A 16,137-nucleotide genomic window follows, 5' to 3' on the forward strand; every position below is an offset into this window, starting at 1 on the left:
CGCATTAAAAAAGCCGGCATTCGCCGGCTTCATTTTATTCGTCGTGCGAGATTATCGCCGGGATGGTGTCATCCTTGCGTAGCGTCAGAATTTCGCAGCCGTTATCCGTCACCACAATAGTATGCTCATATTGTGCAGACAAGCTGCGATCTTTGGTTTTTACCGTCCAGCCATCTTTCATGGTGCGGATCTCTTTTTTGCCCGCGTTGACCATTGGCTCGATGGTGAAGGTCATCCCCGGTTTCAATACGACGTTGGTTTCACGGGAGTCATAGTGCAGCACCTGCGGTTCTTCGTGGAAGCCGCGACCAATACCGTGTCCGCAATATTCACGAACGACGGAGAAGCCTTCTGCTTCGACAAATTTCTGAATCGCCGCACCGATTTCGCGCAGATTAATGCCCGGTTTTACCATGCGCAGCGCCAGGTAAAGACTCTCTTGCGTTACGCGGCACAGACGTTCGCCCATGATGGTTGGCTTACCGACGATAAACATTTTTGAGGTATCGCCGTGGAAACCATCTTTGATTACGGTGACATCAATGTTAACGATATCGCCATCTTTCAGCAGCTTCGCATCGTCCGGGATACCGTGGCACACCACTTCATTAATAGAGATGCAAACGGATTTCGGATAGCCGTGATAGCCGAGGCAGGCAGAAACCGCGTGTTGTTCATTAACAATGTAATCATTACAGATGCGATCCAGCTCGCCGGTGCTGACGCCCGGTTTAACATACGGTTCGATCATCTCCAGCACTTCGGCAGCCAGTCGGCCAGCGACGCGCATTTTTTCGATATCTTCTGGGGTCTTGATTGAGATAGCCATTAATTCTGTCCATCAGCGTCGGTGATACCGACAATATATATGTAAGTGCCGTCAATGGTATCACACCCGGGCAAATTGAGAATCATTCTGAATTTCGCCAAACGTGCCACTGAACGTTTTCTATAATAGAAAATTCATCGTCTGATGCTGTACACAGCGCCAACAATTATTGGTGTCCACGACGTATTTGTGGTATAAAGCGCGCCGGACTTCCGATCCATTTCGTATACACAGACTGGACGGAAGCGACAATCTCACTTTGTGTAACAACACACACGTATCGGCACATATTCCGGGGTGCCCTTTAGGGTCGGTAATATGGGATACGTGGAGGCATAACCCCAACTTTTATATAGAGGTTTTAATCATGGCAACTGTTTCCATGCGCGACATGCTCAAGGCTGGTGTTCACTTCGGTCACCAGACCCGTTACTGGAACCCGAAAATGAAGCCGTTCATCTTCGGTGCGCGTAACAAAGTTCACATCATCAACCTTGAGAAAACTGTACCGATGTTCAACGAAGCTCTGGCTGAACTGAACAAGATTGCTTCTCGCAAAGGTAAAATCCTTTTCGTTGGTACTAAACGCGCTGCAAGCGAAGCGGTGAAAGACGCTGCTCTGAGCTGCGACCAGTTCTTCGTGAACCATCGCTGGCTGGGCGGTATGCTGACTAACTGGAAAACCGTTCGTCAGTCCATCAAACGTCTGAAAGACCTGGAAACTCAGTCTCAGGACGGTACTTTCGACAAGCTGACCAAGAAAGAAGCGCTGATGCGCACTCGTGAGCTGGAGAAACTGGAAAACAGCCTGGGCGGTATCAAAGACATGGGCGGTCTGCCGGACGCTCTGTTTGTAATCGATGCTGACCACGAACACATTGCTATCAAAGAAGCAAACAACCTGGGTATTCCGGTATTTGCTATCGTTGATACCAACTCTGATCCGGACGGTGTTGACTTCGTTATCCCGGGTAACGACGACGCAATCCGTGCTGTGACCCTGTACCTGGGCGCTGTTGCTGCTACCGTACGTGAAGGCCGTTCTCAGGATCTGGCTTCCCAGGCGGAAGAAAGCTTCGTAGAAGCTGAGTAATAAGGCACGCTCGTACGAGCCCTTATAGACCAGGTAGTACACGTTTGGTTAGGGGGCCTGCATATGGCCCCCTTTTTCACTTTTATATCTGTGCGGTTTAATGCCGGGCAGATCACATCTCCGAGGATTTTAGAATGGCTGAAATTACCGCATCCCTGGTAAAAGAGCTGCGTGAGCGTACTGGCGCAGGCATGATGGATTGCAAAAAAGCACTGACTGAAGCTAACGGCGACATCGAGCTGGCAATCGAAAACATGCGTAAGTCCGGTGCTATTAAAGCAGCGAAAAAAGCAGGCAACGTTGCTGCTGACGGCGTGATCAAAACCAAAATCGACGGCAACTACGGCATCATTCTGGAAGTTAACTGCCAGACTGACTTCGTTGCAAAAGACGCTGGTTTCCAGGCGTTCGCAGACAAAGTTCTGGACGCAGCTGTTGCTGGCAAAATCACTGACGTTGAAGTTCTGAAAGCACAGTTCGAAGAAGAACGTGTTGCGCTGGTAGCGAAAATCGGTGAAAACATCAACATTCGCCGCGTTGCTGCGCTGGAAGGCGACGTTCTGGGTTCTTATCAGCACGGTGCGCGTATCGGCGTTCTGGTTGCTGCTAAAGGCGCTGACGAAGAGCTGGTTAAACACATCGCTATGCACGTTGCTGCAAGCAAACCAGAATTCATCAAACCGGAAGACGTTTCCGCTGAAGTGGTAGAGAAAGAATACCAGGTTCAGCTGGATATCGCGATGCAGTCTGGTAAGCCGAAAGAAATCGCAGAGAAAATGGTTGAAGGCCGCATGAAGAAATTCACCGGCGAAGTTTCTCTGACCGGTCAGCCGTTCGTTATGGAACCAAGCAAAACTGTTGGTCAGCTGCTGAAAGAGCATAACGCTGAAGTGACTGGCTTCATCCGCTTCGAAGTAGGTGAAGGCATCGAGAAAGTTGAGACTGACTTTGCAGCAGAAGTTGCTGCGATGTCCAAGCAGTCTTAATTATCGAAAAGGAGCCGCCTGAGGGCGGCTTCTTTTTGCGCCCATCTTGTAAATTCAGCTAACCCTTATGGGGCTGCGCTGAAAAGCGACGTACAATGTCGCCGGTATTAATTCATTTCAATCGTTGACAGTCTCAGGAAAGAAACATGGCTACCAATGCAAAACCCGTCTATAAACGCATTCTGCTTAAGTTGAGTGGCGAAGCTCTGCAGGGCACGGAAGGCTTCGGTATTGATGCAAGCATACTGGATCGCATGGCTCAGGAAATCAAAGAACTGGTTGAACTGGGTATTCAGGTTGGTGTGGTGATTGGTGGGGGTAACCTGTTCCGTGGCGCTGGTCTGGCGAAAGCGGGTATGAACCGCGTTGTGGGCGACCACATGGGGATGCTGGCGACTGTAATGAACGGCCTGGCAATGCGTGATGCACTGCACCGCGCCTATGTGAACGCTCGTCTGATGTCCGCTATTCCATTGAATGGCGTGTGCGACAGCTACAGCTGGGCAGAAGCGATTAGCCTGTTGCGCAACAATCGTGTGGTGATCCTCTCCGCTGGTACAGGTAACCCGTTCTTTACCACCGACTCTGCAGCTTGCCTGCGTGGTATCGAAATTGAAGCTGATGTGGTGTTGAAAGCAACCAAAGTTGACGGCGTGTTTACTGCTGATCCGGCGAAAGATCCAACCGCAACGATGTACGAGCAACTGACTTACAGCGAAGTGCTGGAAAAAGAGCTGAAAGTCATGGACCTGGCGGCCTTCACGCTGGCTCGTGACCATAAATTACCGATTCGTGTTTTCAACATGAACAAACCGGGTGCGCTGCGCCGTGTGGTAATGGGTGAAAAAGAAGGGACTTTAATCACGGAATAATTCCCGTGATGGATAAATAAGGGTAAGATTCCGCGTAAGTATCGCGGGGGATCTTACCCGTAATATGTTTAATCAGGGCTATACTTAGCACACTTCCACTGTGTGTGACTGTCTGGTCTGACTGAGACAAGTTTTCAAGGATTCGTAACGTGATTAGCGATATCAGAAAAGATGCTGAAGTACGCATGGATAAATGCGTAGAAGCGTTCAAAACCCAAATCAGCAAAATACGCACGGGTCGTGCTTCTCCCAGCCTGCTGGATGGCATTGTCGTGGAATATTACGGCACGCCGACGCCGCTGCGTCAGCTGGCAAGCGTAACGGTAGAAGATTCCCGTACTCTGAAAATCAACGTGTTTGATCGTTCAATGTCTCCGGCCGTTGAAAAAGCGATTATGGCGTCCGATCTTGGCCTGAACCCGAACTCTGCGGGTAGCGACATTCGTGTTCCGCTGCCACCGCTGACGGAAGAACGTCGTAAAGATCTGACCAAAATTGTTCGTGGTGAAGCAGAACAAGCGCGTGTTGCAGTACGTAACGTGCGTCGTGACGCGAACGACAAAGTGAAAGCACTGTTGAAAGATAAAGAGATCAGCGAAGACGACGATCGCCGTTCTCAGGACGATGTACAGAAACTGACTGATGCTGCAATCAAGAAAATTGAAGCGGCGCTGGCAGACAAAGAAGCAGAACTGATGCAGTTCTGATTTCTTGAACGACAAAAAACGCCGCTCAGTAGATCCTTGCGGATCGGCTGGCGGCGTTTTGCTTTTTATTCTGTCTCAACTCTGGATGTTTCATGAAGCAACTCACCATTCTGGGCTCGACCGGCTCGATTGGTTGCAGCACGCTGGACGTGGTGCGCCATAATCCCGAACACTTCCGCGTAGTTGCGCTGGTGGCAGGCAAAAATGTCACTCGCATGGTAGAACAGTGCCTGGAATTCTCTCCCCGCTATGCCGTAATGGATGATGAAGCGAGTGCGAAACTTCTTAAAACGATGCTACAGCAACAGGGTAGCCGCACCGAAGTCTTAAGTGGTCAGCAGGCAGCTTGTGATATGGCAGCGCTTGAAGATGTTAATCAGGTGATGGCGGCTATTGTTGGCGCAGCTGGCCTGTTGCCTACGCTTGCTGCGATCCGCGCGGGTAAAACTATTTTGTTGGCCAATAAAGAATCACTGGTCACTTGCGGACGTCTGTTTATGGACGCCGTAAAGCAGAGCAAAGCGCAATTGTTACCAGTCGATAGCGAACATAACGCCATTTTTCAGAGTTTACCGCAACCTATCCAGCATAATCTGGGATACGCTGACCTTGAGCAAAATGGCGTGGTGTCCATTTTGCTTACCGGGTCTGGTGGCCCTTTCCGTGAGACGCCATTGCGCGATTTGGCAACAATGACGCCCGATCAAGCCTGCCGTCATCCGAACTGGTCGATGGGACGTAAAATTTCTGTCGATTCGGCTACCATGATGAACAAAGGTCTGGAATACATTGAAGCGCGTTGGCTGTTTAACGCCAGCGCCAGCCAGATGGAAGTGCTGATTCACCCGCAGTCAGTGATTCACTCAATGGTGCGTTACCAGGACGGCAGTGTTCTGGCACAGTTGGGTGAACCGGATATGCGTACGCCAATTGCCCACACCATGGCATGGCCGAATCGCGTGAACTCTGGCGTGAAGCCACTCGATTTTTGCAAACTGAGTGCGTTGACATTTGCCGCACCGGATTATGATCGTTATCCATGCCTGAAACTGGCTATGGAGGCGTTCGAACAAGGCCAGGCTGCAACGACCACATTGAATGCCGCAAACGAGATCACTGTTGCAGCTTTTCTTGCGCAACAGATTCGCTTTACTGATATTGCTGCGCTGAATTTATCTGTACTGGAAAAGATGGATTTACAAGAGCCGCAAAGCGTGGAAGATGTGCTGAGCGTAGATGCCACTGCCCGTGAAATCGCCAGAAAAGAGGTGATGCGTCTCGCAAGCTGAGGATAATCCGGCTACAGAGAGTCGTGCTATTTGTTAGCGTAGGGCTTCAGTGATATAGTCTGCGCCATCTGATCGTAAGTAGTTGGCTTTATAAGGTCAGGTATGCCGTGGTTTTACACGGCTTTTTTTTGTATAGGCTTCAGTATTCCTGAGTACCGTAAACCCTGTCAGGGAATAAGAAACGCGTGATGTTGTCTGCTACTCAACCACTTAGCGAAAAATTGCCAGCGCATGGCTGTCGCCATGTTGCGATCATAATGGACGGCAATGGTCGCTGGGCAAAAAAGCAAGGGAAGATTCGTGCCTTTGGGCATAAAGCCGGGGCAAAATCCGTCCGCCGGGCTGTCTCTTTTGCGGCCAACAACGGTATTGAGGCGTTAACGCTGTATGCCTTTAGCAGTGAAAACTGGAACCGACCAGCGCAGGAGGTCAGTGCGTTAATGGAATTGTTTGTGTGGGCGCTCGATAGCGAAGTAAAAAGCCTGCACCGACATAACGTGCGTCTGCGTATTATTGGCGATACCAGTCGTTTTAACTCGCGTTTGCAAGAACGTATTCGTAAATCGGAAGCGCTAACAGCCGGAAATACCGGTCTAACGCTGAATATTGCGGCGAACTACGGTGGACGTTGGGATATAGTCCAGGGCGTCAGGCAACTGGCTGAAAAGGTGCAGCAAGGAAATCTGCAACCGGATCAGATAGATGAAGAGATGCTAAACCAGCATGTCTGTATGCATGAACTGGCCCCTGTAGATTTAGTAATTAGGACTGGGGGAGAACATCGCATAAGTAACTTTTTGCTTTGGCAAATTGCCTACGCCGAACTTTACTTTACAGATGTTCTTTGGCCCGATTTCGATGAACAAGACTTTGAAGGGGCACTAAATGCCTTTGCCAATCGAGAGCGTCGTTTCGGCGGCACCGAGCCCGGTGATGAAACAGCCTGATGGGGGTCGCTTTTGCTGAAGTATCGCCTGATTTCTGCTTTTGTTTTAATACCTGTAGTCATCGCGGCATTGTTTCTGTTGCCGCCGGTGGGGTTCGCCATTGTTACGCTGGTGGTTTGTATGCTGGCAGCGTGGGAATGGGGACAGCTTAGCGGTTTTACCTCTCGCTCGCAGCGGGTATGGTTGGCGGTGCTATGCGGGTTATTGCTGGCGCTAATGCTATTTCTGTTGCCTGACTATAACCGCAGTATTCAACATTCACTGGTTGCGGTTTCGCTTTGGGCCTCAACAGGATGGTGGATCGCTGCGCTATTGCTGGTACTGTTTTATCCTGGATCAGCTGCAATCTGGCGTAATTCAAAAACATTACGCATTATCTTCGGCATTCTGACCATTGTTCCTTTCTTCTGGGGAATGTTGGCGTTACGCAGCTGGCACTATGACGAGAACCATTACAGTGGCGCGATATGGCTGCTGTATGTCATGATCCTCGTATGGGGAGCTGACTCTGGCGCATATATGTTTGGTAAATTATTTGGTAAACATAAGCTGGCCCCGAAGGTCTCTCCCGGTAAAACCTGGCAGGGTTTTATTGGTGGACTGGCAACTGCCGCAGTAATCTCCTGGGGCTACAGCATGTGGGCTGATCTCAATGTTGCGCCAGTAATTTTACTTGTATGCTCTATCGTCGCGGCATTGGCTTCGGTATTGGGCGATTTAACCGAGAGTATGTTTAAGCGTGAAGCCGGAATCAAAGACAGTGGTCATCTGATTCCTGGCCATGGTGGTATTCTGGATCGTATTGATAGCCTGACCGCTGCTGTGCCGGTCTTTGCTTGCCTGTTGTTACTGGTATTCAGGACGCTTTAACGGAAGGTATTATGCTGAGTGTTCTCTGGGATTTGGCTTCATTCATCGTTGCGCTGGGTGTACTTATCACGGTGCATGAATTTGGTCATTTCTGGGTTGCCCGGCGTTGTGGTGTTCGCGTCGAGCGCTTTTCCATTGGCTTTGGCAAAGCTCTCTGGCGCCGAACCGATCGGTTAGGTACTGAATATGTCGTCGCCATGATCCCCCTTGGCGGCTATGTCAAAATGCTTGACGAGCGTGCTGAACCAGTCGTTCCTGAGTTGCGCCGCCATGCCTTTAATAATAAAACTGTCGGCCAACGAGCAGCGATTATTGCAGCTGGCCCGATAGCAAACTTCCTTTTCGCAATCTTTGCTTACTGGCTGGTTTTTATTATCGGCGTACCAGGTGTTCGCCCGGTTGTTGGTGAAATATCAGCCAATTCGATAGCTGCACAGGCGCAAATTGCACCAGGCACGGAACTAAAAGCGGTTGATGGTATCGAAACCCCTGATTGGGATTCCGTGCGTTTACAACTGGTCGACAAAATCGGGGATGAGAGTACAACTCTTAGCGTAGCGCCCTTTGGTAGCAACCAGCGAAGAGATGTAAAACTGGATTTACGTCAATGGTCATTTGAGCCAGACAAAGAAGATCCTGTATCTTCGTTGGGTATTCGTCCACGTGGACCGCAGATTGAACCAGTACTGGTTGTTATTCAGGCAAACTCAGCAGGTATGAAGGCAGGTTTGCAAGCAGGCGACAGGATCGTTAAAGTCGACGGTCAACCGTTAACGCAGTGGGGAACGTTTGTTACTCTGGTGCGCGACAATCCTGGTAAACCGTTGGCATTGGAAATTGAGCGTCAGGGAAACCCTTTATCACTGACGTTGATCCCGGAGAGTAAACCGGGTAAAGGCAAAGCGATTGGATTTGCAGGCATTGAGCCTAAACTCATTCCTTTGCCGGAAGAGTATAAAATTGTACGCCAGTATGGGCCGTTCAACGCCATCCTCGAAGCTACGGATAAAACGTGGCAGTTGATGAAACTGACGGTCAGTATGCTGGGAAAATTGATCACCGGTGATGTTAATCTGAACAACCTCAGTGGGCCGATATCTATCGCCAAAGGGGCTGGGATGACAGCGGAACTTGGAATTGTTTATTACCTGCCGTTTCTTGCGCTCATCAGCGTGAACTTAGGGATAATCAATCTGTTTCCGTTGCCCGTGCTAGATGGGGGGCATCTGCTGTTCCTTGCGATCGAAAAGATCAAGGGCGGCCCGGTATCCGAGCGAGTTCAAGACTTTAGTTATCGCATTGGCTCGATTTTGCTGGTGCTGTTAATGGGGCTTGCACTTTTCAATGATTTCTCTCGGTTGTAAGAGAGTTAGTTAGGAAGAACGCATAATAACGATGGCGATGAAAAAGTTGCTCATAGCGTCGCTGCTGTTTAGCAGCGCCACCGTATACGGTGCTGAAGGGTTCGTAGTGAAAGATATTCATTTCGAAGGCCTACAGCGTGTCGCCGTTGGTGCGGCCCTCCTCAGTATGCCGGTGCGCACAGGCGACACGGTTAATGATGAAGATATCAGTAATACCATACGCGCACTGTTTGCCACTGGTAACTTTGAGGATGTCCGTGTCCTTCGTGATGGTGATACTCTTCTGGTTCAGGTCAAAGAACGCCCGACAATTGCCAGCATCACTTTCTCCGGTAACAAATCGGTGAAAGATGACATGCTGAAGCAAAACCTGGAGGCTTCTGGCGTGCGTGTGGGCGAATCTCTCGATCGCACTACCATTGCTGATATCGAAAAAGGTCTGGAAGATTTCTACTATAGCGTCGGTAAATATAGCGCCAGCGTAAAAGCTGTGGTTACGCCTTTGCCGCGTAACCGTGTCGATCTCAAACTGGTTTTCCAGGAAGGGGTATCGGCAACAATCCAACAGATTAATATTGTTGGTAACCACGCTTTTACTACCAACGAATTGATTTCCCATTTCCAACTGCGTGATGAAGTACCGTGGTGGAACGTGGTGGGGGATCGTAAATACCAGAAACAGAAACTGGCAGGCGACCTTGAAACGCTGCGTAGTTATTATCTGGATCGTGGTTATGCGCGTTTCAACATCGATTCTACTCAGGTCAGCCTGACGCCAGATAAAAAAGGTATTTACATCACTGTTAACATTACAGAAGGCGATCAATACAAGCTTTCAGGTGTACAAGTGACAGGTAACCTTGCAGGCCATTCCGCTGAAATCGAAGAATTGACGAAAATCGAGCCGGGTGAACTGTATAACGGCACCAAAGTGACCAAAATGGAAGATGATATTAAAAAGCTTCTGGGTCGCTACGGTTATGCCTATCCGCGTGTACAGTCGATGCCTGAAATTAACGATGCTGACAAAACCGTTAAATTACGTGTGAACGTTGATGCGGGTAACCGTTTCTATGTGCGTAAAATCCGTTTTGAAGGCAACGACACCTCGAAAGATTCAGTTCTGCGTCGTGAAATGCGTCAGATGGAAGGTGCCTGGTTAGGTAGTGATCTGGTTGATCAGGGGAAAGAGCGTCTGAATCGTCTGGGTTACTTTGAAACCGTCGACACTGACACACAACGTGTTCCCGGCAGCCCGGATCAAGTTGACGTAGTTTACAAGGTGAAAGAACGTAACACCGGTAGCTTCAACTTTGGTATCGGCTACGGTACTGAAAGTGGCGTCAGCTTCCAGATAGGTGTACAGCAAGACAACTGGTTAGGTACAGGTTATGCAGTGGGTATCAACGGTACCAAAAACGATTACCAGACCTACAGCGAACTGTCTGTTACCAACCCGTATTTTACTGTTGATGGCGTAAGCCTCGGCGGACGTATCTTCTATAATGATTTCCAGGCGGATGATGCTGACCTGTCTGACTATACCAACAAAAGTTATGGTACAGACGTAACGCTCGGCTTCCCGATCAATGAGTATAACTCGCTGCGTGCTGGCCTGGGTTATGTGCATAACAAACTGTCCAATATGCAGCCACAGGTTGCAATGGATCGTTATCTGGAATCAATGGGTGAATATGGTAAAGACAGCTTTGCTGCTGACGATTTCACCTTTAACTACGGCTGGACATACAACAAACTTGACCGTGGTTATTTCCCGACAGATGGTTCACGCGTAAACCTGACTGGTAAAGTCACTATTCCTGGTTCAGATAACGAATACTACAAATTATCGTTAGACACTGCGACTTATGTACCGATCGATGACGATCATAAATGGGTTGTCCTGGGGCGTACTCGCTGGGGTTATGGTGATGGTATTGGCGGCAAAGAAATGCCGTTCTATGAGAACTTCTATGCCGGTGGTTCCAGCACTGTGCGTGGCTTCCAGTCCAACACTATTGGTCCGAAAGCGGTCTATAAAAAGGGTGCTCACTCTTCTAATGATGAGTACGATGATTACGAAGAGTGTACTGAGAGTAATGGTTGCCAATCTGATGACGCCGTGGGTGGTAACGCAATGGCGGTTGCCAGCTTTGAGCTGATCACACCGACACCGTTTATTAGCGAAAAATATGCTAACTCAGTTCGTACTTCCTTGTTCTGGGATATGGGTACGGTTTGGGATACCAACTGGCAAGCAAGTAGATATCCTGATTATCCAGACTATAGTGATCCAGGCAATATCCGTATGTCTGCGGGTATCGCATTACAATGGATGTCCCCATTGGGGCCGTTGGTGTTCTCCTACGCCCAGCCGTTCAAAAAGTACGATGGAGACAAAGCAGAACAATTCCAGTTTAACATTGGTAAAACCTGGTAATTGTTCTTCGCAAAGGAATGTAATGGTAGTGTAGCGATGACTTTTGGCGATCCCAATGTGGATCGCCCAGGCCACGCAAAGAACTGCACCTTCGGGTGCAAATGGGATGGTAAGGAGTTTATTGTGAAAAAGTGGTTATTAGCTGCAGGTCTTGGTTTAGCGATGGTAACGTCTGCCCAGGCTGCTGACAAAATTGCAATCGTCAACATGGGCAACCTGTTCCAACAGGTAGCACAGAAAACTGGCGTATCTAACACGCTGGAAAATGAGTTCAAAGGCCGTGCAGCTGAACTGCAAAAAATGGAAGGCGACCTGCAAGCGAAGATGCAGCGTCTGCAATCTATGAAAGCAGGTAGCGAGCGTACCAAACTGGAAAAAGACGTGATGGCTCAGCGCCAGACTTTTGCTCAGAAAGCGCAGGCTTTTGAGCAGGATCGTGCACGTCGTTCCAACGAAGAACGCGGCAAACTGGTTACTCGTATCCAGACTGCTGTGAAATCCGTTGCCAACAGCCAGGATATCGATCTGGTTGTTGATGCAAACGCCGTTGCTTACAACAGCAGCGATGTAAAAGACATCACTGCCGACGTACTGAAACAGGTTAAATAAGTAATGCCTTCAATTCGACTGGCTGATTTAGCGCAGCAGTTGGATGCAGAACTACACGGTGATGGCGATATCGTCATCACCGGCGTTGCGTCCATGCAATCTGCACAAACAGGTCACATTACGTTCATGGTTAACCCAAAATACCGTGAGCATTTAGGCTTGTGCCAGGCGTCCGCGGTTGTCATGACCCAGGACGATCTTCCTTTCGCGAAAAGTGCCGCGCTGGTAGTGAAGAACCCCTACCTGACTTACGCACGCATGGCGCAAATTTTAGATACCACGCCGCAGCCCGCGCAGAACATTGCACCCAGTGCAGTGATTGACGCGACGGCGAAGCTGGGTAACAACGTATCGATTGGCGCGAACGTGGTGATTGAGTCCGGCGTTGAACTGGGCGATAACGTGATTATCGGTGCCGGTTGCTTCGTAGGTAAAAACAGCAAAATCGGTGCAGGTTCGCGTCTCTGGGCGAACGTAACCATTTACCATGAGATCCAAATCGGTCAGAATTGCCTGATCCAGTCCGGAACAGTGGTAGGCGCAGACGGCTTTGGCTATGCCAACGATCGGGGTAACTGGGTGAAGATCCCACAGATTGGTCGCGTAATTATTGGCGATCGCGTGGAGATCGGTGCCTGTACTACTATCGATCGCGGTGCGCTGGATGACACCGTTATTGGCAATGGCGTGATCATTGATAACCAGTGCCAGATTGCACATAACGTCGTGATTGGCGACAATACGGCGGTTGCCGGTGGCGTCATTATGGCGGGCAGCCTGAAAATTGGTCGTTACTGCATGATCGGCGGAGCCAGCGTAATCAACGGGCATATGGAAATATGCGACAAAGTGACGGTTACGGGCATGGGTATGGTGATGCGTCCCATCACTGAACCAGGCGTCTATTCCTCAGGCATTCCGCTGCAACCCAACAAAGTCTGGCGCAAAACCGCTGCACTGGTGATGAACATTGATGACATGAGCAAGCGTTTGAAATCGCTTGAGCGCAAGGTTAATCAACAAGACTAACGTTCCATCTTTTGTTCGCCAAACTTTACGGCCTGTCTCATTCTTACGATTGCGGCAGGCCGTGTTATTATTGTCGTTTCTTATATTTTGACAGGAAGAGTATCTTGACTACTAACACTCATACTCTGCAGATTGAAGAGATTTTAGAACTTCTGCCGCACCGTTTCCCGTTCTTACTGGTGGATCGCGTGCTGGATTTTGAAGAAGGTCGTTTTCTGCGCGCAGTAAAAAATGTCTCTGTCAATGAGCCATTCTTCCAGGGCCATTTTCCTGGAAAACCGATTTTCCCGGGTGTGCTTATTCTGGAAGCAATGGCACAGGCAACAGGTATTCTGGCGTTTAAAAGCGTAGGAAAACTGGAACCGGGCGAGCTGTACTACTTCGCCGGTATTGACGAAGCGCGCTTCAAGCGCCCGGTCGTGCCAGGCGATCAAATGATCATGGAAGTCACTTTCGAAAAAACGCGCCGCGGCCTGACCCGTTTTAAAGGGGTTGCTCTGGTCGACGGTAAAGTAGTTTGCGAAGCAACGATGATGTGTGCTCGTAGCCGGGAGGCCTGATACGTGATTGATAAATCCGCCTTTGTGCATCCAACCGCCATTGTGGAAGAAGGCGCGTCAATTGGCGCCAACGCTCACATTGGTCCTTTTTGTATCGTTGGACCCCATGTCGAAATTGGTGAGGGTACCGTACTGAAATCTCACGTTGTCGTGAATGGTCATACTAAAATTGGCCGCGACAATGAGATTTATCAGTTCGCCTCCATCGGCGAAGTCAACCAGGATCTGAAATATGCTGGCGAACCGACCCGTGTGGAAATCGGCGATCGTAACCGCATTCGCGAAAGCGTCACCATTCATCGTGGCACAGTCCAGGGCGGTGGATTGACGAAGGTGGGCAGCGACAACTTACTGATGATCAACGCGCACATTGCGCACGATTGTACGGTAGGTAACCGCTGTATTCTCGCCAACAACGCAACGCTGGCGGGTCATGTATCGGTAGACGACTTCGCGATCATCGGCGGCATGACCGCAGTCCATCAGTTCTGCATCATTGGTGCGCACGTGATGGTTGGCGGCTGTTCCGGTGTGGCGCAGGACGTCCCTCCTTATGTCATTGCGCAGGGTAACCACGCAACGCCGTTCGGTGTCAACATCGAAGGGCTGAAGCGCCGCGGATTCAGCCGCGAGGCGATTACCGCTATCCGCAATGCGTATAAGCTGATTTATCGCAGCGGTAAAACGCTCGATGAAGTGAAACCGGAAATTGCCGAACTTGCGGAAACATATCCGGAAGTGAAAGCCTTTACCGATTTCTTTGCACGCTCAACGCGCGGTCTGATTCGTTAATGACTGAACAGCGTCCATTAACGATTGCCCTGGTCGCCGGAGAAACCTCCGGCGATATCCTGGGGGCCGGTTTAATCCGTGCTCTGAAAGAACGTGTGCCCAACGCCCGCTTTGTTGGCGTTGCCGGGCCACGAATGCAGGCCGAAGGCTGCGAAGCCTGGTACGAAATGGAAGAGTTGGCGGTGATGGGCATTGTTGAAGTGCTCGGGCGTCTGCGTCGCTTACTGCATATTCGTGCCGATCTGACAAAGCGTTTTGGCGAACTGAAGCCAGATGTTTTTGTTGGCATTGATGCGCCTGACTTCAATATTACCCTAGAAGGTAACCTTAAAAAGCAGGGTATCAAAACCATTCATTATGTCAGTCCGTCCGTCTGGGCGTGGCGACAGAAACGCGTTTTCAAAATAGGCAGAGCCACCGATCTGGTGCTCGCATTTCTGCCTTTCGAAAAAGCGTTTTATGACAAATATAACGTGCCGTGCCGTTTTATCGGTCATACCATGGCTGATGCCATGCCGTTAGATCCAGATAAAAATGCCGCCCGTGATGTGCTGGGGATCCCTCACGATGCTCATTGTCTTGCGTTGCTGCCGGGAAGTCGTGGTGCGGAAGTGGAGATGCTGAGTGCCGATTTCCTGAAAACGGCTCAGCTTTTGCGCCAGACATATCCCGATCTCGAGATCGTGGTGCCGCTGGTGAATGCCAAACGCCGCGAGCAGTTTGAGCGTATCAAAGCTGAAGTTGCGCCAGACCTGTCGGTTCATCTGCTGGATGGAATGGGTCGTGAGGCGATGGTCGCCAGTGATGCGGCGCTACTGGCGTCGGGTACGGCAGCCCTGGAGTGCATGCTGGCGAAATGCCCGATGGTAGTGGGATACCGCATGAAGCCTTTCACCTTCTGGCTGGCGAAGCGACTGGTGAAAACCGAGTATGTCTCTCTACCCAATTTGCTGGCGGGCAGAGAGTTAGTCAAAGAGTTATTGCAGGAAGAGTGTGAGCCGCAAAAACTGGCTGCGGCGCTGTTACCGCTGTTGGCGAACGGGAAAACCAGCCACGCTATGCACGATACCTTCCGTGAACTGCATCAGCAGATCCGCTGCAATGCCGATGAGCAGGCGGCACAAGCCGTTCTGGAGTTAGCACAATGATCGAATTTGTTTATCCACACACGCAGCTGGTTGCGGGTGTGGATGAAGTTGGACGCGGGCCGTTGGTTGGCGCGGTGGTTACCGCTGCTGTAATCCTTGACCCGGCGCGCCCGATTGCCGGGCTGAATGATTCCAAAAAGCTGAGCGAAAAACGCCGTCTGGCGCTCTGTGAAGAGATCAAAGAGAAAGCGTTAAGCTGGAGTCTGGGCCGCGCGGAACCCCACGAAATCGACGAACTGAACATTCTTCATGCGACCATGTTGGCGATGCAGCGCGCCGTCGCGGGGCTGCATATTGCGCCAGAATATGTGTTGATTGATGGTAACCGCTGCCCAAAATTACCGATGCCTGCGATGGCAGTGGTGAAAGGCGACAGTCGTGTGCCGGAAATCAGTGCTGCGTCTATCCTGGCGAAAGTGACGCGCGACGCTGAAATGGCGGCGCTGGATATTGTTTTCCCGCAATATGGTTTTGCCCAGCACAAAGGGTATCCAACCGCTTTTCATCTGGAAAAACTGGCTGAATATGGCGCGACTGAACATCATCGTCGTAGCTTTGGGCCTGTCAAACGCGCACTGGGACTTGCGTCCTGATTCTTGTGT

Annotated in this window: 16 protein-coding genes; 15 read left to right on the forward strand and 1 reads right to left on the reverse strand. The window is 50.2% G+C overall.

The window, feature by feature from the left end:
• Nucleotides 1-34: 34 nt before the first annotated feature.
• Nucleotides 35-829, reverse strand: coding sequence for a type I methionyl aminopeptidase (gene map / locus EFER_RS01185; protein ID WP_001018199.1), 795 nt, complete (start codon nt 827-829; stop codon nt 35-37).
• A 367-nt stretch (nt 830-1,196) separates the two neighbouring features.
• Between map and rpsB the strand changes: the two genes are divergently transcribed.
• The 15 genes from rpsB to rnhB all read left to right on the forward strand — a co-directional run bounded on the left by rpsB (nt 1,197) and on the right by rnhB (nt 16,128).
• Nucleotides 1,197-1,922, forward strand: a complete 726-nt coding sequence (gene rpsB, locus EFER_RS01190; protein ID WP_000246882.1) for a 30S ribosomal protein S2 — start codon at nt 1,197-1,199, stop codon at nt 1,920-1,922.
• 134 nt (nt 1,923-2,056) lie between these two features.
• Nucleotides 2,057-2,908, forward strand: coding sequence for a translation elongation factor Ts (tsf, locus tag EFER_RS01195; protein ID WP_000818114.1), 852 nt, complete (start codon nt 2,057-2,059; stop codon nt 2,906-2,908).
• A gap of 146 nt (nt 2,909-3,054) precedes the next feature.
• A complete protein-coding gene (gene pyrH, locus EFER_RS01200) occupies nt 3,055-3,780 on the forward strand; it encodes a UMP kinase (RefSeq protein WP_000224573.1) in 726 nt (241 codons plus the stop codon).
• A gap of 149 nt (nt 3,781-3,929) precedes the next feature.
• Nucleotides 3,930-4,487 carry a ribosome recycling factor gene (frr, locus tag EFER_RS01205; protein WP_000622418.1) on the forward strand — a complete coding sequence of 186 codons (558 nt, stop codon included), beginning with the start codon at nt 3,930-3,932 and terminating at the stop codon, nt 4,485-4,487.
• A 92-nt stretch (nt 4,488-4,579) separates the two neighbouring features.
• Complete coding sequence (gene ispC, locus EFER_RS01210) at nt 4,580-5,776, forward strand: 1-deoxy-D-xylulose-5-phosphate reductoisomerase (protein WP_000811934.1); 1,197 nt, start codon at nt 4,580-4,582, stop codon at nt 5,774-5,776.
• A gap of 188 nt (nt 5,777-5,964) precedes the next feature.
• Nucleotides 5,965-6,723 (forward strand): (2E,6E)-farnesyl-diphosphate-specific ditrans,polycis-undecaprenyl-diphosphate synthase, encoded by a 759-nt coding sequence (ispU, locus tag EFER_RS01215; RefSeq protein ID WP_001295562.1) that lies wholly within the window; start codon nt 5,965-5,967, stop codon nt 6,721-6,723.
• Nucleotides 6,724-6,735: 12 nt separating this feature from the next.
• Complete coding sequence (cdsA, locus tag EFER_RS01220) at nt 6,736-7,593, forward strand: phosphatidate cytidylyltransferase (RefSeq protein ID WP_000922431.1); 858 nt, start codon at nt 6,736-6,738, stop codon at nt 7,591-7,593.
• A gap of 11 nt (nt 7,594-7,604) precedes the next feature.
• Nucleotides 7,605-8,957 carry a sigma E protease regulator RseP gene (gene rseP / locus EFER_RS01225; RefSeq protein WP_000953850.1) on the forward strand — a complete coding sequence of 451 codons (1,353 nt, stop codon included), beginning with the start codon at nt 7,605-7,607 and terminating at the stop codon, nt 8,955-8,957.
• Between the two features lie 31 nt (nt 8,958-8,988).
• The gene (gene bamA / locus EFER_RS01230; RefSeq protein ID WP_001240913.1) at nt 8,989-11,397 is read left to right on the forward strand and encodes an outer membrane protein assembly factor BamA; all 2,409 of its coding nucleotides are present in this window, start codon (nt 8,989-8,991) and stop codon (nt 11,395-11,397) included.
• A 123-nt stretch (nt 11,398-11,520) separates the two neighbouring features.
• Nucleotides 11,521-12,006: a molecular chaperone Skp gene (skp, locus tag EFER_RS01235; protein ID WP_002431677.1), complete on the forward strand. Its 486-nt coding sequence runs from the start codon at nt 11,521-11,523 to the stop codon at nt 12,004-12,006.
• Nucleotides 12,007-12,009: 3 nt separating this feature from the next.
• The gene (lpxD, locus tag EFER_RS01240) at nt 12,010-13,035 is read left to right on the forward strand and encodes a UDP-3-O-(3-hydroxymyristoyl)glucosamine N-acyltransferase (RefSeq protein ID WP_001139290.1); all 1,026 of its coding nucleotides are present in this window, start codon (nt 12,010-12,012) and stop codon (nt 13,033-13,035) included.
• Nucleotides 13,036-13,139: 104 nt separating this feature from the next.
• Nucleotides 13,140-13,595, forward strand: coding sequence for a 3-hydroxyacyl-ACP dehydratase FabZ (fabZ, locus tag EFER_RS01245; RefSeq protein ID WP_000210739.1), 456 nt, complete (start codon nt 13,140-13,142; stop codon nt 13,593-13,595).
• A 3-nt stretch (nt 13,596-13,598) separates the two neighbouring features.
• Nucleotides 13,599-14,387 (forward strand): acyl-ACP--UDP-N-acetylglucosamine O-acyltransferase, encoded by a 789-nt coding sequence (lpxA, locus tag EFER_RS01250; RefSeq protein ID WP_000565966.1) that lies wholly within the window; start codon nt 13,599-13,601, stop codon nt 14,385-14,387.
• The gene (lpxB, locus tag EFER_RS01255; RefSeq protein WP_000139668.1) at nt 14,387-15,535 is read left to right on the forward strand and encodes a lipid-A-disaccharide synthase; all 1,149 of its coding nucleotides are present in this window, start codon (nt 14,387-14,389) and stop codon (nt 15,533-15,535) included. The genes lpxA and lpxB overlap by 1 nt, the downstream gene beginning before the upstream one ends.
• Nucleotides 15,532-16,128, forward strand: coding sequence for a ribonuclease HII (gene rnhB / locus EFER_RS01260; protein ID WP_000569420.1), 597 nt, complete (start codon nt 15,532-15,534; stop codon nt 16,126-16,128). The genes lpxB and rnhB overlap by 4 nt, the downstream gene beginning before the upstream one ends.
• Nucleotides 16,129-16,137 lie beyond the last annotated feature (9 nt).

It is taken from the genome of Escherichia fergusonii ATCC 35469, from assembly GCF_000026225.1.
Taxonomy (GTDB): Bacteria; Pseudomonadota; Gammaproteobacteria; order Enterobacterales; family Enterobacteriaceae; genus Escherichia; species Escherichia fergusonii.

Excerpts from the sequence above, each read along its gene's own strand:
- map (WP_001018199.1), bottom strand. The coding sequence starts at position 829 with ATGGCTATCTCAATCAAGACCCCAGAAGATATCGAAAAAATGCGCGTC.
- rpsB (WP_000246882.1), top strand. The coding sequence starts at position 1,197 with ATGGCAACTGTTTCCATGCGCGACATGCTCAAGGCTGGTGTTCACTTC.
- tsf (WP_000818114.1), top strand. The coding sequence starts at position 2,057 with ATGGCTGAAATTACCGCATCCCTGGTAAAAGAGCTGCGTGAGCGTACT.
- pyrH (WP_000224573.1), top strand. The coding sequence starts at position 3,055 with ATGGCTACCAATGCAAAACCCGTCTATAAACGCATTCTGCTTAAGTTG.
- ispC (WP_000811934.1), top strand. The coding sequence starts at position 4,580 with ATGAAGCAACTCACCATTCTGGGCTCGACCGGCTCGATTGGTTGCAGC.
- ispU (WP_001295562.1), top strand. The coding sequence starts at position 5,965 with ATGTTGTCTGCTACTCAACCACTTAGCGAAAAATTGCCAGCGCATGGC.
- rseP (WP_000953850.1), top strand. The coding sequence starts at position 7,605 with ATGCTGAGTGTTCTCTGGGATTTGGCTTCATTCATCGTTGCGCTGGGT.
- bamA (WP_001240913.1), top strand. The coding sequence starts at position 8,989 with ATGGCGATGAAAAAGTTGCTCATAGCGTCGCTGCTGTTTAGCAGCGCC.
- lpxD (WP_001139290.1), top strand. The coding sequence starts at position 12,010 with ATGCCTTCAATTCGACTGGCTGATTTAGCGCAGCAGTTGGATGCAGAA.
- lpxB (WP_000139668.1), top strand. The coding sequence starts at position 14,387 with ATGACTGAACAGCGTCCATTAACGATTGCCCTGGTCGCCGGAGAAACC.
- rnhB (WP_000569420.1), top strand. The coding sequence starts at position 15,532 with ATGATCGAATTTGTTTATCCACACACGCAGCTGGTTGCGGGTGTGGAT.